20 protein-coding genes are annotated in these 24991 nt (G+C 64.1%); 15 read left to right on the forward strand and 5 right to left on the reverse strand.

Annotated elements, in window-relative coordinates:
* The first annotated feature begins 1 nt into the window (after position 1).
* Positions 2-589 carry a carboxymuconolactone decarboxylase family protein gene (locus ACIPQB_RS04910; protein WP_446484094.1) on the forward strand — a complete coding sequence of 196 codons (588 nt, stop codon included), beginning with the start codon at positions 2-4 and terminating at the stop codon, positions 587-589.
* Positions 590-625: 36 nt separating this feature from the next.
* Here ACIPQB_RS04910 and ACIPQB_RS04915 read toward each other — a convergent pair whose 3' ends face one another.
* Entirely contained in the window at positions 626-1192 is a 567-nt protein-coding gene (locus ACIPQB_RS04915) for a nuclear transport factor 2 family protein (RefSeq protein WP_446484095.1), read from the reverse strand.
* Between the two features lie 40 nt (positions 1193-1232).
* Complete coding sequence (locus ACIPQB_RS04920) at positions 1233-1886, reverse strand: carboxymuconolactone decarboxylase family protein (protein WP_446484096.1); 654 nt, start codon at positions 1884-1886, stop codon at positions 1233-1235.
* A 127-nt stretch (positions 1887-2013) separates the two neighbouring features.
* On the opposite strand from ACIPQB_RS04920, the gene ACIPQB_RS04925 reads away from it, so the two are divergent.
* From ACIPQB_RS04925 to ACIPQB_RS04945, 5 genes are all read left to right on the forward strand, one after another.
* Positions 2014-2793, forward strand: coding sequence for an SDR family NAD(P)-dependent oxidoreductase (locus tag ACIPQB_RS04925; protein ID WP_446484097.1), 780 nt, complete (start codon positions 2014-2016; stop codon positions 2791-2793).
* Positions 2794-2854: 61 nt separating this feature from the next.
* Positions 2855-3607 (forward strand): CoxG family protein, encoded by a 753-nt coding sequence (locus ACIPQB_RS04930; protein WP_446484098.1) that lies wholly within the window; start codon positions 2855-2857, stop codon positions 3605-3607.
* Positions 3604-4473, forward strand: coding sequence for an FAD binding domain-containing protein (locus ACIPQB_RS04935; RefSeq protein WP_446484099.1), 870 nt, complete (start codon positions 3604-3606; stop codon positions 4471-4473). The genes ACIPQB_RS04930 and ACIPQB_RS04935 overlap by 4 nt, the downstream gene beginning before the upstream one ends.
* Positions 4470-4955 (forward strand): (2Fe-2S)-binding protein, encoded by a 486-nt coding sequence (locus tag ACIPQB_RS04940; RefSeq protein WP_446484100.1) that lies wholly within the window; start codon positions 4470-4472, stop codon positions 4953-4955. The genes ACIPQB_RS04935 and ACIPQB_RS04940 overlap by 4 nt, the downstream gene beginning before the upstream one ends.
* Complete coding sequence (locus tag ACIPQB_RS04945; protein ID WP_446484101.1) at positions 4952-7729, forward strand: xanthine dehydrogenase family protein molybdopterin-binding subunit; 2778 nt, start codon at positions 4952-4954, stop codon at positions 7727-7729. Before ACIPQB_RS04940 ends, ACIPQB_RS04945 begins: the two co-directional genes overlap by 4 nt.
* Positions 7730-7878: 149 nt before the next feature.
* Here ACIPQB_RS04945 and ACIPQB_RS04950 read toward each other — a convergent pair whose 3' ends face one another.
* Positions 7879-8892 (reverse strand): nitroreductase/quinone reductase family protein, encoded by a 1014-nt coding sequence (locus ACIPQB_RS04950; protein WP_446484102.1) that lies wholly within the window; start codon positions 8890-8892, stop codon positions 7879-7881.
* Between ACIPQB_RS04950 and ACIPQB_RS04955 the strand changes: the two genes are divergently transcribed.
* The gene (locus ACIPQB_RS04955) at positions 8873-11296 is read left to right on the forward strand and encodes a TonB-dependent receptor (RefSeq protein WP_446484103.1); all 2424 of its coding nucleotides are present in this window, start codon (positions 8873-8875) and stop codon (positions 11294-11296) included. The genes ACIPQB_RS04950 and ACIPQB_RS04955 overlap by 20 nt on opposite strands.
* 356 nt (positions 11297-11652) lie before the next feature.
* On the opposite strand, the gene ACIPQB_RS04960 is transcribed toward ACIPQB_RS04955, so the two are convergent.
* Positions 11653-13359, reverse strand: a complete 1707-nt coding sequence (locus ACIPQB_RS04960) for a class I adenylate-forming enzyme family protein (protein WP_446484104.1) — start codon at positions 13357-13359, stop codon at positions 11653-11655.
* 409 nt (positions 13360-13768) lie between these two features.
* Between ACIPQB_RS04960 and ACIPQB_RS04965 the strand changes: the two genes are divergently transcribed.
* From ACIPQB_RS04965 to ACIPQB_RS05000, 8 genes are all read left to right on the forward strand, one after another.
* Positions 13769-13963, forward strand: coding sequence for a hypothetical protein (locus tag ACIPQB_RS04965; protein WP_446484105.1), 195 nt, complete (start codon positions 13769-13771; stop codon positions 13961-13963).
* A gap of 277 nt (positions 13964-14240) precedes the next feature.
* Positions 14241-14684: a GFA family protein gene (locus ACIPQB_RS04970; RefSeq protein ID WP_446484106.1), complete on the forward strand. Its 444-nt coding sequence runs from the start codon at positions 14241-14243 to the stop codon at positions 14682-14684.
* Positions 14685-14824: 140 nt separating this feature from the next.
* Positions 14825-15217: an ankyrin repeat domain-containing protein gene (locus tag ACIPQB_RS04975; protein WP_446484107.1), complete on the forward strand. Its 393-nt coding sequence runs from the start codon at positions 14825-14827 to the stop codon at positions 15215-15217.
* 130 nt (positions 15218-15347) lie between these two features.
* Positions 15348-17162 (forward strand): tannase/feruloyl esterase family alpha/beta hydrolase, encoded by a 1815-nt coding sequence (locus tag ACIPQB_RS04980; RefSeq protein ID WP_446484108.1) that lies wholly within the window; start codon positions 15348-15350, stop codon positions 17160-17162.
* A 138-nt stretch (positions 17163-17300) separates the two neighbouring features.
* Positions 17301-18755 carry an LVIVD repeat-containing protein gene (locus ACIPQB_RS04985; protein WP_446484109.1) on the forward strand — a complete coding sequence of 485 codons (1455 nt, stop codon included), beginning with the start codon at positions 17301-17303 and terminating at the stop codon, positions 18753-18755.
* 105 nt (positions 18756-18860) lie between these two features.
* Positions 18861-19943, forward strand: a complete 1083-nt coding sequence (locus tag ACIPQB_RS04990) for an alpha/beta hydrolase fold domain-containing protein (protein ID WP_446484110.1) — start codon at positions 18861-18863, stop codon at positions 19941-19943.
* Between the two features lie 236 nt (positions 19944-20179).
* Positions 20180-22408 (forward strand): response regulator, encoded by a 2229-nt coding sequence (locus ACIPQB_RS04995; protein WP_446484111.1) that lies wholly within the window; start codon positions 20180-20182, stop codon positions 22406-22408.
* Positions 22409-22785: 377 nt separating this feature from the next.
* The gene (locus ACIPQB_RS05000; RefSeq protein ID WP_446484112.1) at positions 22786-23562 is read left to right on the forward strand and encodes a GntR family transcriptional regulator; all 777 of its coding nucleotides are present in this window, start codon (positions 22786-22788) and stop codon (positions 23560-23562) included.
* A 341-nt stretch (positions 23563-23903) separates the two neighbouring features.
* Here ACIPQB_RS05000 and ACIPQB_RS05005 read toward each other — a convergent pair whose 3' ends face one another.
* Positions 23904-24770: an amidohydrolase family protein gene (locus ACIPQB_RS05005; protein WP_446484113.1), complete on the reverse strand. Its 867-nt coding sequence runs from the start codon at positions 24768-24770 to the stop codon at positions 23904-23906.
* Positions 24771-24991: the final 221 nt, after the last annotated feature.

Raw genomic sequence — 24991 nt, forward strand, 5'->3', positions numbered from 1 at the left:
CATGCCGCGGCTGACCCCAATTTTTCGCCCCGGCGATTATCCTGGCGCGCCGGACCTGGCGACCAGGAGGGCGCTTTGCGCATTTTTCGAGGATCTGTATCCCGGCGTCGCCGAGCCTTGCATAGACGACAAGCACGCGGGCCTCGCGATCGCTGCGCTCAATCCGGCGCTGGCGGGACGGCTGGCCGACATGAGCGGCTTTGTCGCCGGCAAGCTGGGCTGGTGCGCGCGCGCCGATCTGCGCGAGCTGGCGATCCAAACGGTCAATCTGAAGCTGGGATGCGCCTACGCCTTTGCGGCCAGGACCTCTGTGGCCCAGGCCGCCGGTCTCGACGCCGAAAGGCAGCGCGCTCTGGTCACTTGGCGCACCAGCGATCTTTTCAGCCCTCATCAGCGTCTGGTGATGGAGTATGCGGAGAACGTGGTGGCCAGCACGGTGTCGGACGCGCTCTTTGCGCGTCTTGTCGAAGCCTTTGGCGAGGTCGGCGCGATGGAATGCACCATGCTGATCGCCTTTTGGTCCTTTTGGGCTTTGTTTCTCAATGCGACTGGGGCGGGCGATGGGCAAAGCGGTCAGGCGCCGCCCTGACCGTCGCGTCTGATCGTCGCGCCTGCCCGCCGCGCGTCACCACCGATCGACAGGATCCTCCATCGTCAGCGGGCGGTTGTAGGATAGGTCGTCCTTGCCGCGCGTGCCCTTGATCATGCCGTACTTCTTGAAGAGTTCGGTCTTCATGATCGAGGAATCTCCCTTCAGGACGACATCGACCGTGCAGCGGCGCAGCGCGATCCGCCATACTCCGTCGCGCCGTTCCAGCCGGTCGACATAGCGGCCGTTTAGGAAACGACAGGTCTCGCCGTCCTTGTTGAGCATCGCGCCCAGCACGTAGCTCTCGGCATGGGCCTCGTCGCCGTTGATCTCGCAGTTGTGCGTGGTGATGTTGTGCATGCACATGATCGACCCGCCGTCATGGGTCTTGTTGGACCATGCGGCGTAATCGGGGCCCAGATGCACCGCCCAGCTGCCGTGCTCGTCCACGCCGTCATCATGATAGCAGGCCGTCATCAGCTCGGAATCAAAACGATCGTGGCCGCGCGCGTGACTGTGAACGACGTCCTCGATCTCACGCCGATCGTTCAGATAGCGAAGCTGGCGCTCGATCTCGGCCAGTCGTGTTTCCATGTCGCTCATAACCGTTTCTCCGGATTTGCAGGCGCTTTCGACCACCGCCTCATCGTGCCGCGAGCCCCGGATTTCGGGGCTCCAGGCGGCATCTCAGCGCGTTCTGAAAATAGGCGACGTTGGTGAACTGGCCGATCAGAACGCACAGCTCGAAAAGTTGCGCCTCGGAATAGCTGGTCGCCAGCGTCGCCCACGTCTGGTCGCTGATCATCGCCTCCGCGCGCAACTCCTCGGCCGCCCGCAAGATCGCCCGGTCATGTTCGCTCCAGCCCGACCAGGTCGAACCTTCCTCGACGATCCGGTCGATTTCCTCGGCGGTGACGCCGACCTTCTTGCTGCGCTCGACGTGCTCGCCAAACTCGTAGGGCGCGCCCAACAGCCAGCCGGTGCGCAGAACCGCCAGTTGCCGGTCTCGCGGCGGCAGCAATGGAGAGTCGAACAACTGCATCGACAGCGCCATCACCGCATCCCACAGCGTCTGGTGGCGACACAGCATGAACATGATCTCAGGGATCACCTCCAGAGGAAGCGGCGGAGTGTTGGCGAACAATGCGCCACGGAGCTTTCGCGTCGATTCCTGGACCGCGTCGGCGACCGACTCGCGGTCCAACGGCGGGATCCGCGGCGGGTGGCCAAGAATCTCATCCTCGCGACGCTCAATATAGGCCAGCGTCTGAGCCGGTATGGCCGACTGGGTCGTCATGCCTCGGTCCGTCTCCCCAACGTCCCGGCGATCTCTACGTAATTGGTCGGACCGCCTCTTTCCAATTGACGCTATATCCCCTTACAAATGTTCGCAATTAGCGCGCCGCCGAAAACTTACAATCGGTATGGCCAATTCAACAAGAACACTGCGTCTGGGAGGTCCTATGTCGTTAATCGGGAGAGTTGCGGTCGTTACGGGCGCGGCCCGAGGGCTGGGTCGAGCAATTGCTCTGCGACTGGCCCAGGACGGCGCGTCGGTCGCGGCATGGGATTTGAATTTCGACGGCGCGGAGGCTACCGCCGCGACGATCCGCGAGGCGGGCGGAAAAAGCGTCGCCTGCTGCGGGGATTCCTCAAAGGCCGATCAGATCGCCCAAGCCTTGGCCCAAACGCACCAGGCATTGGGGCCCGTCACCATCCTCGTCAACAACGCGGCCCTGTCGCCCTTCGTCAAGTTCGAGGATCTCACAGAACCGGCCTGGGACGAGCTGATGACGGTCAACATGAAGGGGCCGTTTCTGTGCTGCAAGGCGATCATCCCCGACATGCTGGCGGCCGGCTGGGGGCGGATCATCAATATTTCCTCTTCGGCGGCTCAGGCCGGTTCGGGCCTGCACGCCCACTATGCGGCGTCCAAGGGCGGCGTGATCGGCCTGACCAAAGGCCTGGCGATCGAATATGCCGCGCGCGGCATCACCGTGAACAATGTGCCGCCGGGCTTTGTCGACACCGAAGGCCTGCGCGAGTCGCCGGTTGACATAGATGTCTACGCTCCGATGACGCCGATGAAGCGCCCCGGCCGGCCAGAGAATATCGCCGCGGCGGTGGCCTATCTGGCCAGCGACGAGGCCGACTACGTCACGGGCCACACGCTAAGCGTGAACGGCGGGCGATATCTGAACTGACGCGACAACAGCGTTTGCTCGGCCCGCGACACGGCCCTGGTTGCATCGGGAGAGATCTTGAATGGAAATTTCCGGCCAACAACACATCGCCGCTCCGCGCGAAGCGGTGTGGCGTGCGCTCAATGATCCCGACGTTCTGCGGCGCTGCATTCCGGGCTGCCAATCGCTCGAGCGGGATGGTCCTGACCGCTTGAAGACGTCGGTGGAGATCAAGATCGGCCCGATCGGAGCCCGTTTTGAGGGCGCGGTCGCGCTCACCGATCTTGATCCGCCCAGCGGCTACACGATCGTGGGCGAGGGCAATGGCGGCATGGCCGGTTCGGCCAAAGGCGCGGCCAAGGTTTCCCTGACGCCCGACGGCCAGGCCACGATCCTCAACTACGCGGTCGACGCCCAGATTGGCGGTCGGCTCGCGCAGCTGGGCGGACCTATCATTGAAGCGACCGCCAGGCAGCTTTCGGCGAAGTTCTTTTCGAAATTCAATGAACAGGTGACCGGCGCGGCCTCGCCTGAGGCGGACAAGGCCCAGGCCGCCGCCCCGCCTTCGGTCGCGAGCGTTCCAGGGTGGACGGCGGCGACGCCGCCATCGGGCGGATTGCCCGTGGCCTGGATCCTGGCCTTGGTTGTGACGGCCTTGACAGGCTTCCTCGTTGGTCGCGGCGGCGGGACGGGATCGGACTGGACGGGTTTGGCGGTGGGGCTGCTGGTGGTGATCGTCGCCGCTGCGGGTTTCGAATTTGGCCGGCGAACCTCTGCGATCACGCTCGTGCTGGATGAGGCGACGCTGGCGCAGATTCTGGCGGGGCGGCGATGAAGCCCGCGCCGTTCGACTATGTCCGCCCCGCCAGCATCCAAGAGGCCTGCAGGGTGCTGGCCGAGGCCGGCGGCGGCGCCCAGGTGATCGCCGGCGGTCAGACGCTGATGCCGCTGTTGGCCCTACGCATGAGCCAGCCCTTCATCCTCGTCGACATCAACCGCATCCCCGAACTGCAGGGCGTCAGTCGCATCTCGGGGGGCACGCGGATTGGCCCGATGACCCGGCAGAACGACATTATCGCCGATCAGACCCTCCGGCGCGATTTGCCGGTCCTGGTCCAGGCGATCGAACATGTCGGCCATCACCAAACGCGCAATCGTGGAACGATCGGCGGCTCGATCGCCTTCGGCGAACCGGCCGCCGAAGCGCCGGCGGCGGCCGTCGCGCTGGGAGCGAGCTTGGAACTGCGCTCAATGCGCGGGACCCGCACCCTGGCCGCCGAGGACTTCTACCTGGGCCCCTACGCCACCCAGATCGAACCTGACGAGCTGCTCACCGCGATCGACGTGCCCGACTGGCCGCCAGGGTCAGTGACCTTGTTTCGCGAGGTGACGATGCGTCCCGGTGATTTCGCGCTGGTCGGGCTGATCGGGTCGCTGGTCGTGCGGGACGGCCGGGTCGCGCGCGCAGGCCTGGCCTGGTTTGGAATGGGCGCCACGCCGGTCAAGGCGCGCAAGGCCGAGGCCGCCCTGATCGGCCAATCCCTGGACGCCCTGAACCTGGCCGGCGTCGCCGATCTGGCGGTCGCCGAGACCGATCCGTTCGATGACCACCACGCCACGGCCGATTATCGCCGGACTGTGGGGCGACGTATTTTCACGCGGACGCTGAAAGACGCGCTCGCTTCGAGGCAGGCGGCATGAGCGAGCACCGGATCGAGATGATCGTCAACGGGCAAAAACGGCTGGCCAATGTCGAGGCGCGCCGCACGCTCAGCGACTTCCTGCGCATCGACGCGGGCAAGACCGGCGTCCATGTCGGTTGCGAGCATGGCGTCTGCGGCGCCTGCACCGTGATCGTCGATGGCAAGGCCGTGCGATCCTGCCTGATGTTGGCGGTGCAGGCCGACGGGGCGGTCGTGACCACGGTCGAGGGACTGGCCGGTCCGGACGGCGCCCTGCATCCCGCCCAGCAGGCCCTGCGCGAAGCCCACGGCCTGCAATGCGGCTTCTGCACGCCCGGCGTTGTGATGACCATGGCCGCGCTGACGGATGCGGTCAATCCGGACGAGACGACCCTGCTCGACGCCATGTCGGGCCATATTTGCCGCTGCACGGGTTACCAGGGCATTCGCCGTGCGGCGCGCGCCCTGGCCGGCCAGGTGGTGAACGGAGAAACGCCGTGAGCGCCGCGATCAACGCCGGCCGTTTCGTCGGCCAGCGCGTACCGCGCAAGGAGGATGGGCGCCTTCTGACGGGACGCGGTACATTCGTCGATGACGTGGTCGTGCCGGGCATGCTGCACGCCGCTTTCGTGCGCAGCCCCATCGCGCGCGGCCGCATCCGCGCGATCGACCTGTCGGCGGCGCAAGCCATGCCAGGCGTGCAGGCGGTGATGATCGCCGAGGACCTGCTCTCGAAGCTCAAGATTCAGATGCTGAACTATTTCCTGGCCCCGCCGGAAATCGAGATCACGCCCCTGGCCAAGGACCATGTCGCCTATGTCGGCGAGCCGGTTGTGCTGATTATCGCCGAGGATCGCTATCTGGCCGAGGACGCCGCCAGCCTGGTGGTGGTCGAGTATGACGAGCAAGACCCGGTCGTCACGATCGAGGACGCCCGCACCGGCCCGCCCGTCCATCCCGGCACGGAGTCCAACATCGCCGCCGCCATGGGCGAGGACGAGGTCAATGACGCGCTGGAGGCCTTGTTGGCCGGAGCCGCGCATCTGGTCACGGGCACGATCAGCCACCAGCGCATCGCTCAGTCGCCGATGGAGACGCGCGGCGTCGTGGTCAACCCGCTGGGACCTGAGGAACTCGCCGTCTATATCGCCTGCGCCAGCCCGCACCTGATCGCACGTAATCTCAGCCTCGCCTTCGATCCGGCCCCCTCCAACATCCGAGTTATCGCCAAGGACGTCGGCGGCTCCTTCGGGCTGAAGAACCAGCCCTGGAAGGAGGAGATGTCGGTCATCGCGGCGGGCATGCTTCTGGGCCTGCCGATCAAATGGATCGAAGATCGCTGGGAGAACCTGGTCGGCGCCAACCAGGCGCGCGAGCAGGAAATGACCCTGCGCATCGCTCTGGACGAAAGCGGGCGACTGATCGCCTCGCACGCCGACTATCACCTCAACAACGGCGCCTATCCGCATGGCGCGGACTGCAACATCGCCGTGGTCATGTTCCTGTGGTCGGCCTACAAGATGCCCGCCTTCAGCTTTCAGGCCCAGGGTTGGTATTCTAATACCGCCGGCATGGCGGCCTATCGCGGCCCGTGGGCGATCGAGTCCTTGGCGCGCGAGGTGCTGCTCGACCAGGCGGCCCGCGAGATCGGCCTGGACCCGATCGAGATCCGCCGCCGCAACCTGATCACCAAGGGCGACCAGCCCATGGTCTCGATCATGGGCGTGCCGGTCGAGGACATTACCCCGGTGGAATGTCTGGACAAGCTCCTGGAGGTGGTCGACGTGGCCGCCTTCCGCGTCGAGCAGACGGCCGCTCGTAAGGAAGGGCGCTATCTGGGCCTGGGCGTGGCGACCTATATCGAGCCGACCGGCGCAGCCGGCAGCATCGACGTGATGACCGGGGAATTGGCCCAGGTGCAGGTCGAGCCGACCGGCAAGATCACCGCCGTCATGAGCACCCATTCCCAGGGCCAGGGCACCCAGACGACGATGGCCCAGATCTTCGCCGAAGAACTGGGCGTGCCCTACGAGGACGTCACGGTGCACGAGGGCGACAGCTCGCGCGGCGGCTTCAGCCCCGGGGCCGGCGGCAGCCGTCAGGCCGTGATCGGCGGCGGCGCCGCGATCAAGTCCGCAGCCTTGCTCAAGGACAAGATCAAGCGCGTCGCCGCCCATCTGCTCAACGCCAATTCCGACGACGTCAGCATCGAGAACGGCCTGGTCAAGGTCCGGGGCGCTGAGGAGATGACCCGCAGCCTGCGCCAGATCGCCGAGATCGCCTATGGCCAGCCTGATCGCCTGCCGCCGGGCATGGAGACCGGGTTGTCGGCCCAGTACCGCTACAATCCACCGCCGATGACCTTCACCAGCGCCGCTCATGCCTGCATCGTCGAGGTCGACGCCGAGACCGGTATGGTCAAGATCAAGCGCTGGGTGTCGAGCGAGGACTGCGGCGTGATCATCCATCCGGCCATGGTCGAAGGGCAGATCGCCGGCGGCCTGGCCCAGGGGATCGGATCGGTCCTGCTGGAAGAGTTCGGCTACGATGATCGCGGCAATCCCACCACCGTCACCTTCAAGGACTATCTGCTGCCGGCGATCTCCGACATTCCCGAGATCGAATTCGTCCACGCCAACACGCCCTCAAAGGCCGAGGGCGGGTTTCGCGGGGTGGGCGAGGGCGGAGCCATCATCGGGCCTCCAACCCTGGTCAACGCCATCGCCGACGCTTTGGCGCCGTTCGATGCTGAGCGGCCCTTCAACGCCCGTTGCCTGGATCTGCCGCTGACGCCGTCCAAGATCCTGGCGCTAATGGAAGGCAAGGACATCTCGCGCGCCGCACATCGGCGCTCCAAGACCCAGGAGGCCGCCGCAACGGCTTCCGCCAAGGCCGCAGCGGAGAAGGAAGCCGCACGAGGCGAGGATCTGTCGCCGGCGGCCGCGGCGACGGAGCCGCCGACGGCGGTCCTCGCCGCGCCAGCCTCTGTGGCGGGCGACTGGAAGTGCGTTCTGGCCACGCCTATGGGCCCTCAAGAGATAAAGCTGCATTTCGATGTCGATGGAACCGCCCTGTCGGGCGAGGTCTCCAGCTCGGACGGGGCGCAGGACTTTAACGGCGTCGTCGAGGGCGCGCGCTTGAACTTCGACCTGAACGTCGTCAAGCCCATGAAGATCACGCTCAAATACGCGATCGAAATCGATGGTGATCGGCTCACTGGCAAGGTGAAGATGGGCCTGTTCGGCACCGCCAAGCTGACGGGAGTTCGGGCCTGATCCGCCCTCTTGGCCGGCGAGCCGTCCTAGAGGGCGAACAGCTAGAGCATCGCGCGGATCGCCAAATCAACGGATTCTCCGGGTCCGGTGCTCATGCTCCGTATCGGACATGGACATGATGTGTGAGGCGACCTCAAACAGGCCGGTCCTCAAAACTGCCGCGTGGCGGTCGCGTCCTCTTCCTTGAACACCGGAATCGGCGTGACCGGCTTGAGCATCATCAGCGGGATTTGCCGGTCGGTGGAGGCCTGGTAGGTCGCGTAGGACGGAAACACTTCGACCATGAAGGTCCAGACCTTCGCGCGTTCGTCGCCTTCGGGTTCACGCCAAGTTCCCCGAAAGGCCTGGGTTCCAACCTGAAATTCGACCTCTTCGGCTTCCCGCAGATTGAGATACCAGGCCGGATTTTCCTGAGCGCCGCCCTTGGAGGCGCAGATGACCACCTCGCCGCCGATGTCGCCGTAGATCAGGGGCGTGATGAACACCTTGCCGGTTTTGCGGCCGACATATTTGATCATGCAATGCGTCGTAAAGGCATGCCCGCCGACCGCGCTGATGTCCATGATATGGCCTTGGGCGCCGCCGGATCGCAGATACATCTCGCGATGCTCGGTCATCCAGTCCTTGCGCGTCTCGCGGATGGCGGCGGATGTTTCGTCGCTCATAAGCCCTAACTCTCGATAATCGGTCTGACCAGTTTCAGGCGCCTGAAGTGCAGAGTCTAATTCAAAATTGATCCCGTCGTCGCCAGTTCCAAGCGGGGCGAAAGCCGAGCTCGGTAAGGATCGTCCCGGCGATGCTTGCTGCATCGAAAGGTTTGTTTCCCTACCAGGCCGGGCGGCGCCTCGCGCCATAACGCGCTGCTTAGCAACGGCCATACGGCGCGGGATGAACTCAGAAAAGGCCTGCGGGCAACAGGGTTCTCGTTTGGTCTGGCCCAGGATGAAGATGAGCTTTTCAGGTGCAGGCCGCGCGTCAGCCGTGGCCGAAAGATCGAGGGAGCGTTCCTCGAGCGAACCAATTGTTCGACATTTGGTCCGATCAGTTTTCAAAAATTGGAACAATAGAAAATACGTATCTGGTTGACAGGTGGTCAGGCCAAAAGCACAAATTCGATAACAAATAAAAACATTGGGAGGGATTATGCGTACCACCATCGCCATGGTCTTGTGTTCGGTCAGCAGCCTTGCGCTAGGCGGGGCGGCCTACGCCCAGACGGCTCCTGCCGGGCAGACAGCCTCTCCGACCTCCACGGTCACCGAAATCATCGTCACCGCCCGGCGTCGCGACGAAGCGCTGCAGGACGTTCCACAGGTCGTTGATGTCGTGACCGCCGAGACGGTCAACAAGCTCAACATCCGCAACTTCAACGAAGTTCAGTCGATCGTTCCGGGCCTTCAGCTGAAGAACGAAAGCAACGGCATCGGCGGCGGCGGCCAGCTGCGCGGCATCCAGTACGACATCAATGTCAGTCCTAATCCGACGGTCGCTTTCTACCAGAACGATGCGCCGCTGCAGGCGCTGGTCGTGTTGCAGAGCATCTACGACATCGGCCAGGTCGAGGTGCTGCGCGGGCCGCAGGGGACGTTGCGCGGCCAAGCCACGCCGTCCGGTTCGATCACTATAACGACCAAGAAGCCCGACCTCTACAGGCCGGGCGGCAATATCAGCGTGACCGCCTCGGACACCGGCGGGCGCAACGTCAATGGCGGTTTCGGAATTCCGATCATCAACGGGATCGCCGCGCTCCGTGTGGCCGGTTCGATCGAGGACAATGAAGGCAACCGCGTCCACACGATCCAGACCGGCCCTGGCAGCGATACGCGCGGCCCCAACAACCACACCGAAAGCGGCCGCGTCAGCCTGCTGGTCACGCCCGCCGATTTCCTGCGCCTGGAGGGCGTCTACCAGCGGATGAACAGCCGCAGCCGCTCCTTTGACCAGTATGCGTCGTTCTCCCTTTTCAATCCGGCCGCGGCGCCTAGCCCGTCCCTTATTGACCCGGGCGATCGCCAGTCGATCGAGGAGACGCCGCGCGCCTTCAGTCAGAAATTCGAGGTCTATAACTGGCGCGCGGAACTGAGCCATTTGGGGCAACGCCTGATCTATCAGGGCGAGCACTACACCCTGGACGTCAATGGGCGAACCAACGCCGACCAGGCCAACTTCATTCCCGGCCGGGACTCCTATCAGCGCACGCCGACCAGCAGCAAGTTTACCTCTCACGAACTGAGGCTGCAGAACGAAGAGCGGCTGTTTGACATGTTCGACTATGTCATCGGCGGTTTCCGCAGCCGTCTCGAGAGTCATGTCACCAACCTTCAGGACACCCCCGTCTTCCTGCCTGCTGCGTTTGGCGGCGGATTGGCGACGATCGTGACCACGCCGATCGTGATCAAGCCGGTTCCGCTCTATGAGACATCCTTCTTCGGCAATCTGACCGCGCATATCGGCCAATCGACCGAACTGTCCGGCGGCGTGCGCCACATCGACCAGAAGTCTGACGACGGCTCGCTGACCATTGCGGGCAGCACCGTGATCCCGACCCCAGGCTATAACGACAAGGGCTGGGTCTATGCCGCGTCGATCAAGCATAATTTCGGCGACGACCTGATGGTCTACGCCAACACGGGCACGTCACGTCGCGTGGGCCCAAACGTGATCGGCGATTTCAGCGTGGCGCCTTCAGCGCTCGAAAAGTCTTTCACCAATCTGCCCGCCGAAACCTCGCGCAACTACGAGCTGGGCCTCAAGAGCTCATTCTTCGACAAGCGGCTTCGCCTCAACGTCACGGGCTATCATCAGACGTTCAAGAACTTCCCCTACAAGGGCAGCGACAACATCTACTACGTGAACTACGGCGCGACCGTCACCGGCGGCGTCGTTACGATCACCCCGGGTGTCGCGGTGCTGTCCTATGCGGCGCCGGTCCCCGTCGAGGTGAACGGTGTCGAGCTTGAGACCGCCTACAACGTCACGCCGAACTGGAACCTAGGCCTCCTGGCCAGTTATTCGCTGGGCAAGATCAAGGGCGGCGTTGTTCCCTGTAACGACCTGAACAGCGACGGAAAACCCGACGCCCTGACCGGGCCGCCAACCCTGGCCGCACTGCAGGCCCGCGTCGGCGCCAACAACCTTTCGACCTGCAAGGTGACCCAGCGCTCGGCTTTCCAGGCGCCGTTCAGCGCCACCGCGCAGACCGAATTCCACATGCCGCTCAACGACAATGTCGAGGGCTATGTGCGTGGGCTGTTCACCTTCCTGGGGGACTCGCAAGGCGACCCGACGTTCAACTACGACCAGGTGAAAAGCTACGGCCTGCTCAACGTGTTCCTGGGGGCTCGCTCGCCTGCCCGCGGATGGGAGCTTTCGTTGTTCGCCAAGAACCTGCTCAACGTCGAAAAGGCGACGACGGTCGGCTCGCCGGCGCAGACCAACTATCAGCGACTGACGCTGCCGACGTTCACGACGGTGGCCGCCACGGCGACGAGCACCTACTCGATCATCAATTCGACTCCGCCCCGGGAATTCGGCATCAATCTTCGCTACGCCTTCGGCGCGCGCTGACGACACCCAGCCGCGCAACGACAGGGGCGGGCGCTGCCGGCGCCCGCCCTTTTTTCACCAACTGCAACTGGACGAGGTCTCGTGACCGTCCAGCATCTCGCAGATCAACGGGCCTGTTCGGCGAGCACTTTCTGGTCTTCGGATGCGCCGAAAAGTCGTCGTCGGGAAAGACCTTCCGTACATGCATCGAGCCTCCACCCCGGGCGCGGCGCCCGATGCATCAGCAAGGCGTTGGGCAAGAACAGATCGCGCGTGCCGCAGGTCGGAATCGCCGGCATCAAGCGCGATGGGGCCGGTCAGTCGCCAGGATGAAAACGGAGGGGCCCGCGCATAGCACACGGACCATTCGCGCCCGATCAAGTGAGCCGGGTTTCCAGGCCGCGGATCACGAAATCACGAAGCGCGGCGGTGCGGATCTTGGCGCTGCCCGTAAAGCTCAAATCCTCTTGCGTCACGAACAGCACCACGCGCGGAACCTTGTAGCTGGCGATCCTGGCCCGCAGCCATTCGCGAATTACCGTCTCCTTCGGCTCGCGGCCCTCCACGGCGACCACGCAGGTCACGATGATCTCGCCCAGCTTGTCGTCGGGCACGCCTACGGTCTGGCTCATCTTGACGCCGTCGCATCCGATCAGCGCCGTATCGATCTCGATGGGCGAGACATTGGCTCCGCCGGTCTTGATGATGTCATTGAGCCGTCCCTCCCAGATCAATCGGCCGGCGTCGTCGACATAGCCGCCGTCGCCGGTATGGAAAAAGCCCTGGTCATCCAGCGTTTCATCAAGCGGAACACCCAGATAGCCCATCATCAAGGTGGGGCCCTTGACCGCGATTTCACCCGGCTCTCCGCGGGGCAGCGTCTCGCCGGTCGCCGGGTCCAAGATCTTCAAGCTGTTGCCTGGCAGGGGCACGCCGTGGCTTCCGTTCGCCAGATCGCGAGGCGTGCCGCTCGGAAAGGCCGCGTTCAGCGTAAAGGTCTCCGTCGCGCCGTAGGCTGCGGTCGGCTCGTCCCAATCACTATCGACGCTCGGGTGGTCCGCCAGGGTGCTGCCGCGACTGACGTGACGCAGGCTGCTCAGGTCAACCGTGTCCCAGCTGGGGGCCTCGGCGAACTGCGCGTACTGGTGAGGCCAGGCCACGACGGTGGTGACCCTTTCGGCTTCGAACAACCGCAGGGCTTCCTCGGCGTCGAAGGTCGGCTGCAGAACCAGCGAGCCGCCGGCCGACAGCGTCGCTGCGGCGGCCTGGCCAAACGATCCGGACCAGAAAAAGCCGTTCGCGCACCAGCAGCGGACGTCGCGATCCAACCCCAGCAGGCGCGGCCAACGCCAGCACTGGATCGCCACGGCGCGATGGGAATTGACGATCCCCTTGGGCTTGCCCGTTGATCCGGAGGAGAAAAACAGTAGGGCCGGATCGGCCGGCGTGACGGATCCGGCGCACGCCTGGACCATGGCGTCGGAAACCTGCGCTCCGTCGGCCAAAAAGGACTCCCAACGCTCAAAGCCTGGTGATGGCGCGTCTCCAACCACCACCAGCCGCCGCAGGTAGGGAAACAGCGGATCGCTCAGGGGCGGCGCCTGGCCTCGCCCAAGAGCGGGTACGATGGCCAACAGAATCGCCACGAAATCCTTTTTGAGAACACGGCCTTCGAGCAGCACGGTCGAGGCGCAACTGACCTGGAGCAGATGCGCCAGTTCGGAGGGCGTGCTGAAGGTGCTGAGCGGAACGGCGACGCCGCCCGCCAAGGTGACGCCAAAAACACTGGCCAACCATTCCGGCCTGTTGCTCATCAGCACAGCCACCCGACCATTCTTGGCCAGACCGCCGGCGATCAGCGCCTTGGCGACAGCGAACGAATGCGCCTGGAGCGCCAAATAGGTCCAGCGCGTGACGCTCCCATCGCGTTGATGGGCGACCAGGGCTTCCCGATCGGCGAAGCGATCGGCGATCTGGCCCAGATATCCCGGCAAGGTCAGCAACCCCAGGCCGGGTTCGTCGGCCAGGGCGGGGCCCTCGATCAAGGACGACGGGCGCGTGGTCGTGAGGTTTGGCGCGGCCATGATTTCAGATGCTCGTTAAAGGCCGGTCCAAAAGGGCGGGCCAAGGTTGAAGCGACGACGGGCGGCTCATATGCGCGCCGGATCGCCATCGCCACGACGATCATTGGCTGGTCGACCAATTGTTCCTGTCGGATCTTCCAGACTCGAACCAATTTTATACGACGCCCCGCGACGAGCACGCTATAGTTCTTGTAAAGATGGCAAAAATGACCGGCTTTCAGCCATATTCGGGTGTGCAAATGGGTAAGACCAATCAGGAGGAAATTCGATGTTCGTAGAGCTTTTTGCCGCTATGGCGATGCTGGCGCCTGTGGCCTCGTTCGACGCGGCGGACCAAGCCGCCCCGGCTGCGCAAACCGCCCCGGCTCCCACGACAGCGTCAGCCCCGGCCTATAGTTCGGAGTCAGAGATGGGCGACTTGCTGGATAACCCGGCCACCAAGGCGGTCCTGGACAAGTATATCCATGACATGATCAGCAACGAGCAGATCAGCATGGCCCGCGGCATGACTCTGAAGGCCCTGCAGCCCTATTCGGGAGAGGCGCTGTCCGACGCCGTTCTCGCCAAGATCGACGCCGACCTGGCGAAAATTCCCGCCAAGTAGGGCCTGCCGCCTCTTGGTCCTTGAGACTGCGTGCGCGCCGTCCCTCTTGAGGGCGCCTCGCACGCAGTCTGGTCGCAAAGCCGCCAGGTCTGTTGCGGCAGTTTGCTCCGTTCTCAAGATCCAAGCCTCGACGTCCGTGGAAGGAAATCCCAAATGGTCCTGGCGACAACGCCCCGGCAAGCCCGCTGGCGCCACGGCTGGAACATCATGGCGGTCTGCGCGCCGGCGCACACGGCCGCAAGCCCTCTCGCTCCAGTTTCGGTCTAGGCGCTATAGCGTGCGGTCCAGCGCCTCGCCATTTCGCGGCCAATGTCATTGCGGCGACGTCCGGTTCGAGGTGACCTTGGCTGCTGGGCTGGACAAGATCGTGCGCTGCACCTGCTCATACTGCCGGATGAAGGGGTCGGTGATGGTGTTCACCGATCTGGACTTGTTGAAGTTTACGATCGGGCAGGATGTGCTGACGACCTATCGGTTCAATACTCTGGAGGCGCGCCACTATTTCTGCTCGCGTTGCGGCGTCCATGTTCATCATCAGCGGCGCTTCGATCCAAACCAGTTTGCGATCAACGTGGCTTGTCTGGATGGCGTAAGTCCGTTCGACTTCGAGGCGGTGCCGGTGCTCGACGGGGCCAACCATCCGCTGGATCACGGCGGCGGACCGCTCAAGGTGATCGGAACATTGCGCTTCGAGCGGCTGATCGCGGACAAAAGAACTTGAGCGGACCAGAGACGAAAACCTCTTCGATCCGGGTGGCTGATCAGGACGGCTGGAGGATGCGTCTGCGTGATCGTGCAAGCTGTTACGAGCCCGGTTCGCTCGCCCGACCATCGGCGTTTCGTGTTTGGGGAGTTGGATAGATGCGAGGCATCAGGCAGACCTTCGCTGTCATGCTGATGGCGGGGCTCATGGCTTCCTCCGCCGCCCAGGCCCAGGATGCGTTCGGGGATGCCCGTCGAAACCTGATGTCCGGAGAGCTCGATAGCGCCCTGCTGAGCATTACGATGGGCGCGATCAGCGTCAACTCGCAGGATGAAAACGGCTTCACGCTTCTTCACTTCGCCGCGCAGATGGGCTCGATCCAGGCGGTGCGTGCTCTGCTGGAGCGCGAGGCCGATCCGATGATCAAGGCCGCCGACGGCCGTCTGCCGATCGATCTGGCCACCGATCCAGACGTCCGCTCCGAATTGAGCCGGGCCATGACGGCGCGCGCCTCGGCGGCTTCCGCCGAGCCGGCCCCCGATCGGCCATAGGCGCTTGCGCGCCTCGACGAGCCGGTCCCTCAGCGCTCCTGGTCTCAAAATCCCATTGACGTTTTTGTTCAACGTGCGCGAATGGTGAAAAATACCGAATGGTTGGTAGGTAAGGACGGGGAGCGAGGGAATGCGCGCACAGGGTCATCGCAGCAAGATCGCTTGGCGCGGCGCCAAGATCGCCGCCGGCGCGACGGTGGTCTTGTCGTTGGCCGCCGTCGGCCTGGCGCAACGCAGCCCCGCTGCGGCCCAGCCCGTTCAGGCTCCGATCGATCTGCAGGGCCTGTGCCAGGAAAGCGCCGTCCAGGCGGTTGCTTCGACACTGTCCACCACGGCCGTCACGATCAAGAAAACAGAGAACGGACCCTTCCCGGTTGCGACCCGGTTTGTCGCCGCCAAGGATAAACTGCCCGCCTATTGCCAGGTGACAGGTTCGTTCGTGACCAACCCCAAGACCGGCAAGACGGCCAATTTCCTGGCGACTTTCCCCGCAAACTGGAACGGGAAATACCTGCAGTCGGGCTGTAGCGGGCACTGCGGCCAATTCTACGTCAACAATCCCGCGGTTCCGTCAGTGACGGTCACCGCCCAGGGCTACCCCGGTCAGATCATCGAGAAAGGCTACGCCCATTTCGCCACCGACGAGGGCCACACCGGCATGGACGGCGGCAAATGGGCGATCCGCAAGGATGGCACGGTCGATCAGGACTATGTCGACGACTTCCTTTATCGCGCCGACGTCGTGCTGGCTGACCTGGGCAAGGAATTCACCAGCGCATTCTACGCCCGCGCCAAGGGCCAGCCGGCCAAGATCGAACGTTCCTATTTCAACGGCTGCTCGGGCGGCGGGCGCGACGCCATGGTCGCTGCGTCCTATTTCCCCGAAAAGTTCGACGGCATCATCGCCGGCTCGCCCTATGACATCGTGGGGGCGGGCCTGCAGACCTCTGGTATCGCTCTGCAAGCCGCACGCACGAAGACCAAGGTGTCCTCAGCCCAGTTGACGTTCCTGGACAGCCTCGTCAAAGCCCAGTGCGACCCGATCGACGGCGTCACGGACGGCATCATCCAAAACCCGGCCGCCTGCAATTTCCGCGCGGAACGCGACTTGCCAAGGTGCGTCGGCGAAGCCCAGACGGGTGAGTGCTTCACCGACGACCAAGTCAAGCTCGTCAGTGTCTATCTGACCGCTGTTACCGATGCAAAGGGCGGCGTTCTTCAGCCGGGCTATTCGGTGAGCGAACTGCAACTGGCTCCGGCTGGCCAAGTGTCGGTCCTGGGCGATGCGGTCCAGAAGATCTTCACGCGCCGGAACGATCCCAAGTTCGACCTGGCGTCGAACTATGTGTTCCGTGACGGCGGACCAGGCGCGGTTACCGACTATCGCGCGATTGTCGACTCCGCGCAGGTGGACGCCGTCAAGGCCGCGGTCCGTCCAGGACGCGGACATCTGGTGGAAAACGCCGATCGCCTGATGGGCGGCAAGACCAAGTTGCTGATGTGGCACAACTGGAGCGACGAGGCGCTGACGCCGTACGCCTCGATCAACTATTACAAGGCGCTGGCGCGCACCTATGGCGGGTACGCCAAGGTTCAGCAAAAGGCGCGGCTGTTCATGATCCCGGCAACCAGCCATTGCAGCATCAGCGGTGTCGGCCCCAACAGCTTCGACGCTCTTGGCGCGATGGAGGACTGGGTGGAAAAGGGGCAGGCGCCCGAGGCGCTGACGGCCAGCGTGATGGCGCGCCAATATGCGCCAGGCGCGCCCTCCGCCCCGGCTCTGAAGCACCCGAACTGGACGCAGAAGCTGTGCAAGTTCCCTGAAATGGCGCGTTACAGCGGCAAGGGCGACGTCAAGGACGCGGCCAACTGGAGCTGTTCGCCTAAGGATCGGCGCTTGCTGGTGATGGGCGAGACGGGACGCCAAGCCGGCGTCCTCAAATAGAAAGCAACCCTCAGCCCGAAATAGCGTGAGCGCAAACCCGGGCTGAGGCCTCGCCACGTTGCCCAACGTTCGGCCCGTGCCAACGCGGCGCTCTCTCATGCGGCCTTGGGCGCATGGATTTCACAGGTGAGACGAGTGATGAAATCGTTGATGAACATTTGGCGAGGTCTGGCTTCGGCGACGGTGCTGGCCGCTGCATTGCAAGCCTCCGCAGCCCTGGCTCAGTCCTCGCCCGCCAGTCCTGACAATCTCGAGCCCGGCCTGCAGGGCCAAACCATGCCCGGCGAAGCCGGCCTGTTGGCGCATCCCTATTCCAAAGGCGTGCGTGTGATCGGGCACGAGCCGCTCCAGCAGCGCGATTCCAATCTGCAACTGGCCTGGGCTGATCACTGCGCCTATGTCTCCAGCACCTCCCCCAAGTTCATAGTCTGGGGCGCCAAGGCCGCGCCGGAGACGTTCGGGGTGGCGGTGATCGACGTCAGCGACCCCCGGACCCCCAAACAGGTGGAACTGTTGCGCCAAGGCGGCGCGCTCTATGCCAGCGAAACGTTGGCCGCCATCGCCGCGCCGGGGCGCAGCGTCCTTGCCGCAGGCTCCTACGGAGCCAAGGACGACCAAGCCTTCACCGAGCTCTACGACATCTCCGACTGCGCCCATCCCAAGCATGTGGCGCAGATCAAATGGCCCCAGAGCGTCCACACCCTGACGCTGGCGCCCAACGGCAAGCGCCTCTACGGCACGATCATCTCGCCCTTCGACGGCAAGGGCGGCATCGCCGCTTTCGATATCAGCGACCTGGCCAATCCACGCTTCATCGGCAAGTTCCAGGCGACCAGACCGGACGGATCAAGCTTTGAGTTCGCCGCCCACGAGATTTCGATCAGCCCCGACGAGACCCGAATCTATGCCGGCGTGATCGCGTCGACCGGCGGCGACCTTAACCAGGGGATCAAGATTTCGCCGCCTAACAAGGACGGGTTGGGCCCCAATGCTGGGGGGATCTATATTCTCGACAACAGCGACCTGGCCAAGGGCCGTCCCGAGCCCAAGATGCGTTTGATCGCCACGGCGCAGCACGGCGGCTGGCATTCGGTGATGCGCGCCAAAATCAGGGGGGCGCCTCACCTGGTGGGGGGCGGCGAACTCATGGCCTGTCCGGGATCCTGGCCCAAGATCGTCAACATCGCCGACGAACGCAAACCCTATATCGACGGGGAAGTTCGGTTGGCGATGAACCAGCCGCAAAACTGCCCGTCGCCCACGCCGAGCGAAAAGGCGACCGGCGGCATTGTGCCCTCGGCCGGCACCGCCGCGCTGCACTTCAACGATGTCGATAGCGCCACCGACACGCGTCTGGGCTTGTTCAACTTCCTGTGGGCCGGTCTGCGTATTGTCGACATCCGAAAGCCGGCGGCGCCGCGGGAAGTCGCCTATTTCAAGCCGGGCGACGGCTGCGGCGGACATGTTCGCTACATTCCGAAAACCGGACAGATCTGGCTGGCTTGCCAGGAAAGCGGCTTCTTCGTCCTGGATCTGAAGCCCGAAGTGCGCAAGGCGGTCGGCTTGCCAAAGATCGCCGTCAACGAGCGCTGAATGTCCCGGCAGGGGCGGTGTGCCATGCGCTTAGATCGATCGGTCGGCGTTCGCCGATTCCGCATCCAGTCTATAGGTTCAGCGCGGACGCGGGGGGTAGGATCGATGACGATCGGCAGACGACTTCTGATCACAGCGGGAGCTGGGGCGGCGTTGGCTGGAACGGCGCGCGCCGAGCCCGCCCTTGGGCAAGCGGGGGCTTCGACGCTCGCTGTGCGCGACGGCCTTGTGCACCTGCCTGCCCGGGTGATCGGGCCCCCGACCTCGATCAGCGAGGCGGCCCGCGCCTATTTGCGGCGCGGAGCCGACATCTCTTACGCGTCGCCGCCGCCGGCCGCCGACGCCGACGCGTGGCGCCGGATGGTGGCTGACCAGAATGCGGCCCTGCTGAAAATGACCGGCGGCGGAGAGGTGGTGCTGCCTGGATTCGCCGTCGAGACCCGTATCATCGGCGGCGTAACCGTCTATGTGGTGACCCCCAAGGACGCGGCGCCAGAGCGGTGCAAGCCGCACCTGTCGGTTCATGGCGGCGGCTGGACGGGCTTTGGCGGCAAGGTGGCGCGCCTGCTGGCGCAGGTGCAGGCGCAGCGGTATGGCGGGACTGTTTACGGTGTCGACTACCGGACCCCGCCCGACCATCCGTTCCCTGCGCCGCTTGACGATTGCCTCGCGGTCTACCGCGAGCTTGTGAAGATGCACCCGCCCGGCGAACTCCTCGTCGCCGGCAGCTCGGCCGGTGCGAACCTGGCGGCAGCCCTGATGTTGAAAGCGCGCGACGCAGGCCTGCCGCCGCCGCGGGCGCTCGTCCTGGAGACCCTCTTCGCCGACGCGACCTGTAGCGGCGACACCCTGCAGACGAACCAGTACGTCGACACCCTGCTGAAGGTCTGGAGCAAGGACGCCAACGTCGCCGTCTACGCCCACGGCGCCGACCTCAACGATCCCTATCTCTCGCCGCTGAAGGGCGACCTATCGCGTGGCTTTCCGCCGACCTATCTGCGCAGCGGCACGCGCGACCTCTTCCTGTCGGATACGGTTCGGTTCCACGCCGCTTTGCGCAAGGCCGGCGTGGAGGCCGATCTCTACATCGGCGAGGCCATGCCGCACGGAGGATTCGGCGCCCGCACGCCCGAGGACGAGGATGCGCGGCAGGACGCCCTGCGATGGCTGGCCAAGAACTGGTTGTAAGGCGGACCGGCCAGTCGAAAGAAAGCGCCCCCGGGGCGAGAAGCCCCGGGGGCAGCCAAAGCGATTCAACTCGATGCGGCGTCGCTGCGGTGATTTGAGGGGCAAGATAATTCCGGCGCCGCTCGGGCCCGATCTCATGACCGCATCCCGCCGTGGCATTCGGCCGCGCCCCGCGCCCAAAGGTTCGTTCGCACCTTTCCCATAACAGTGCTGCATGGGAGGCGCAGAGGCCCCGGATGCTGACGAACGACGCCCTTGGCCGCGAGGAAGAACGGATCGCCGATCTTCGCGCCTACGACTTCCTATACCAAGATCGACGCGACGAACTCCAACGCCTGTGTGCGATCACCAAGCAGCTGCTCGAAGGCCAATCGGCCGCGATCAATCTGGTGGATCGCAACGAGCTGAAATGGCTGTCGTCGGGGGGATCGGTCCCGACCCGCCTGCCGCGAGAGGGGACGTTCAGCGACCTGACGATCGCCGTGGAGGGCGTCCACGAAGTCTATGACGCCATGCTCGACCCGCGCTTCGCCCATCTGGCCCACAAACTCGGCTCTCGGCACTATGCGGGCGTCCCCCTGGCGCCGACGCCGGGTCTCAACGTCGGGGTCTTGTGCATCCTCGGTGTTGAGCCTCGCCGTCTGACAGACGAGGAGCGAGGCCACCTGATCGCCTTGGGCGGCGTTGTCGAAGACCAGATGCGGCTCTTCCGGTCAGGCAAAATCCTGCGTGAGCGCGAGCAAGCCCTGGCCTTGGCCCGCGACGAGGCCGAGGCCGCCAACCGCGCCAAGAGCGAGTTCCTGGCCAATATGAGCCACGAAATCCGCACGCCGATGAATGGCGTGATCGGCATGACATCCCTGCTCCTGCGCGGCGACCTCAAGCCCGAACAGCGCCAGTTCGCCGAGGCCATTCGGACGTCGGCCGATTGCCTGCTCGGAATTATCAACGACATTCTCGACATCTCGAAGCTTGAGGCGGGCAAGGTCGAACTCGAAGAGATCGACTTCAGCCTGGAGAAGGTCGTGGAGGATGTCGCCGAGCTGCTCGCGCCCCGCGCCCTCGACCAAGGTCTGGAGGTGGTTTCCCATCTGGATGAGGGGGCAAGACGACCCTTGCGCGGCGATCCTACACGCCTGCGGCAGGTCTTGCTCAACCTGCTCTCCAATGCCCTGAAATTCACCGAGCGGGGGTTCGTCTCGGTCGAAGTGATCTCGCGCCGCACGCCAGACGGCGAGACTGGATTGCGTTTTGAGGTGAGCGACACCGGCATTGGCCTGTCCGACGAGGCCAAGGGTAAGCTGTTCCAGAAGTTCCAGCAGGCTGACGGCTCAATCACCCGTCGGTTCGGCGGAACCGGCCTTGGCCTCTCGATCTGCCGCCAGTTGATCGATCTCATGGGCGGGACGATCGGCGTCGAGGATCGACGCGGCGGCGGGAGCATCTTCTGGATCGATGTCGTGCTCGCGGCGGGCCGTGCAACGCCTGGCGCCCGCCGGGGTCCGATCAATCTGCAGGGCGTCCGAATCCTGGTCGTCGATGATCTGGAGATCAATCGCACGATCTTCCGCCGCCAGCTGGAGGGTCATGGCGCCATCGTCCGCGAGGTCGCCGACGGCGAGGCTTGCCTGAAGGCGCTGAGGCGAAGCCACGCCAAGGGGCTGGCCTATGATCTGGTGCTGATGGACCACATGATGCCGGGCCTGGCCGGCGACACGGTCGCCGAGCGTATCCGCGCCAGCGACCTGTCGCCGCAACCGATGTTGATCCTAGCCTCGTCGATGGGCGCGCCCCTCAGCACCGACCGCGCGGCCAGCGCGGGCTTCGACGCCTTTCTGACCAAACCTGTCCGCCAGCAGGCGCTGCTCGACTGCCTCTCCGACCTCATGGCCGACAGAGCGTCGCCGGCCCCCGTCGAGGTTCCCGGCGATCCTGGGAGGACCGGCCAGGGCGGCCGGGTGCTTGTGGCCGAGGACAATGCGATCAATATCCTTCTGGCCACCACCCTGCTGGAAGTTGGCGGTCATAGCGTCGTTACGGTGACCAACGGGGTCCAGGCGATCGAGGCGGCCCGAGGGGGCGGATATGACCTGATCCTGATGGATGTGCACATGCCAGTCATGGACGGCCTTGAGGCGACCCGTCGGATTCGGGCGCTCGGCGGCAACGAAGCCTTGGTTCCCATCGTGGCCATGACGGCCAACGCCATGACCAGCGACCGCGATGAATGCTTGGCTGCAGGCATGGATGATTTCATCTCCAAACCCTTCGACGCAGAGGCCTTCCTGAGGGTCATCGCCGAGCACGTGTCAGACGGCGATAGTCCGTCGCTCCCGCGGTCTCAAGACGGTGTTCGCGCCGTACATGCCGTTGGAAGAGCCAGGGCCCAAACGTCTGAAGATCGTTCGAGCGATCGAGAGGATGTCAGACGCCGACAAGCCTTCCGACGATCTGCACTTCCCTGAACCGTGATCGCTTCATTCGTTCGACCCTTTCTCGGGGGCAGAGTCTAATTACTTCTGCGGGCGTTTCGCCGCGACCTGGAACCCGCCCAAACCCTTTCGGGAGGGAATTGAGCGATCTCCAGAGGGTTCAAGCGTCGTGTTCTATCCACTAGGATGGATGGCTCCGCGGAGGCTGGCCGTTTCGTCAACCCAGGGCGCGATTGCGGCGAGGGCCAGCGGCGAGCGCAGGGCACCGACGAGATGGCGCACGAGCTGAAAGCCAACAGGCGGCTCGGCCGGATCGGTTTGGATCGGCCTGTTCGCGCTCAATTGCATCCGGGCGCCTGTTGGCTATCCCTATCGAGACCCGCGGGCTGGCGACCGGAGGAGGGCGACCCGTGAGGGTCAACGAAGGGACGGGCGCGTTTCCGGCCAAGGTGGCCGGTTTCCTTTTGTATGCATTCGCGCTAGTCATATTTCCCAATGTGTTAGGAAATTGGGTAACGATGTCGGCACGAAAGGACGAGACGACCGAGGCTGTGCCGTCGACGATCGCTAGCAAGCTTCGCACGATGATCGCGTGTGGCACATTCGCACCCGGCATGCGGCTGGGGCAGACGGAATTGGCGGACCAGTTTGAAGCGAGCCGGGTTCCTGTCCGCGAGGCGCTCAAGATGCTTTCGGCCGAGGGTGTTGTCGAACACGATCCCAATCGCGGATTCTTCGTGGCGCGCTTCTCGTCCGATGAGGCCAAGCAGCTTTTCAAGCTCCGCGATCTGGTCGAGGACGAGCTGTTGTCGACGGTCCGTTGGCCGAACGACGAAGAGATTGAAGACCTTCACGCCCGGGCCGTTGAACTGGAAGATCTGCTCAATACCGGTAACCGCGGAGCCTGGTGGGCTCGGCATCGTGAATTTCACGAAACGCTGTTCAACCTATCGCCGAACAAGATCTTTGTCCGGGAGGCCATGCGTCTCTGGAGCCTGACGGATCGTTATCGAGCCCTGGTTCCGCTTCCGCGTCGTCCCTCTGAAGAGCGGAACATCGTCAACAAGGCAGACCTGGTTCAGGCCTTGGCCAATCAACATACCCGCCAATTGTTGCGCGTCAGGTCGGATCGGCGACGGGCGTTCGAGGTGATGGTGCTGGAGCTTCTGGCGGATCGGGGCCTCTGAACAGCGGGGGCGGCGATCGCGATCCCGTGTGACCCGCCTTGCTTGCAAGGCAGTCTTGTCGGTCTGGAGCATCTCTTAGACCTGAAGTCTCCGACGGCGAGGCTGGCCGGGACCCAGGCGCGAATCCTGGTGATCTGCGCTTTTGGTCCGGCGGGATCGCTTTCTGAGTCCGCGCCTTTCCGGACGGACGCCAACTTTATTTGGCGGCGTCTTGGGCGTGCGTCGGGGGTGATCCGCGGATCGCCCGCTGCCCGATCAACCCCCGCATGCGAGCGCACAAGCTCGGAACCGGCGCCCTGATCTCATGGCCGCGCGCCGCCAGAGCGATGATCTGTGCGCCTTCAAATTCGAGGCGCTTGATCCAGCCCATAGGTCTTCATGACGGTGCCGGCTAGTAACAGACGCTGGGTCGCGGCGTCGAATTGGCCGACAGCGTCACGCGCAAGCGCGACCATTTCGGCGTAGCTCCCGGCCGATTGGGTCACATCCGAGCCCCAGGTCAGGCGCTCTGGGCCGACCAGCGCGATATAGGCGCGCAAGACCTCGGCGGCGTGCAGGCCCCGCTCCTTGAGGCCGCCCAAGGGTATCGTCGTGAATTTAAGAATGACATTGGGGCGTTCGGCGAGGCGGCGAAGCAAGTCGTCGATCCCGGTCTCGCCCGGCCCAGTGATCACCACATTAGTGAGGTGATCAACAACGATGGGAAGCTTCGGGTATCGGTCCGTCAAGGCGATCAGGCGTTCCAATCCTTCGGACCGCGCCTTGGGGAAGAGGTGGACGCACATGGGCAATTGCCAGTCGGCCGCCGCATCCCAAAGACCTTTTGCATAGGGGCCGTCGAGCCATTCGAAGCCGGTCTCGTGCAGGCCCGCCATTAAACGAAAACCGGTCGCGCCGCGCCGCCTCCAGTCATGGGCGACCTGGCCGCAGCCCTCCTGTCGCGCGTTGATCGCGCAAACCGGCTTCAACCGGCCGCCGCTTTTTGCTGCGGCTTCGCAAATGTAGCTGTTGTCAAAGCCATAGATCTGCCCGCGCTGAACCAGCAGCGCCTGGCCGACGCCCTGCGCGGTCATGTCGCCCAGGAGCTGCTGGGTGTCGAAATTGCGCGCGACGACCACATCGATCGCCGCATCATCCGCGCGGACGGGCGGGAAGGCGATCCGATCGGCGGTCACGACGTGGGCATGGCAATCAGCGATCTGAAACAAGAGAGACGTTCCTTAGTCAGGCGATCGTGTTAGCGAACTGTATGCAAAATAAAATGCATAATTGGAATGCTAAATCGTGCGATGAGGCAAAGGGGAGGGGCGCGCCGGCCGGCGCCGTCAAATCGCCAACCGGTCCCTGCCGAAAGGTGCGCGGGTTTTAGGCCGCCTTGCGGGCCGCGGGGACGGTGGGAATCTTGTCGGGTATTGCGCTGAACACGATC

Source organism: Caulobacter sp. LARHSG274 (assembly GCF_052871235.1).